This is a genomic window from Paraburkholderia sp. SIMBA_054, from assembly GCF_046534875.1.
Classification (GTDB): domain Bacteria; phylum Pseudomonadota; class Gammaproteobacteria; order Burkholderiales; family Burkholderiaceae; genus Paraburkholderia; species Paraburkholderia hospita.
The window spans coordinates 1-289 of the sequence record NZ_JAWRXV010000560.1; the positions used below are offsets into that span (position 1 = coordinate 1).

Below are 289 nucleotides of genomic sequence, written 5' to 3' on the forward strand. Positions count from 1 at the left end.
CTTACGCGCGCTTTCAATACCCGCCACCGGCAATCCCTCGGGATTGAGCAAGCCCACCTGCACCAGCACACTCGCCTGATCCCAGTAGATGTGCTCGTTATAAAGCTTGTCGCCGCGGAAGCACACCACAGCCAGCATCGGCACTTCGAAGTACTTTCCCGTCGGCGCGACACCCGGCAATAGCCAGTCGATTTCGCAGCTATGCGTGCAACTGAAAATGAATTCATCGACGATACGATCTGCGCCGATAGTCCGCGAAATCGGAATCAGCTTTGTATCAGCCGGATTC

The 289-nt window shown here is 55.7% G+C and carries 1 pseudogene; it reads right to left on the minus strand.

Going from position 1 to position 289, the window contains the following annotated elements:
- Window positions 1-289, minus strand: a pseudogene (locus SB822_RS56335) (dienelactone hydrolase family protein); the annotation flags it as partial.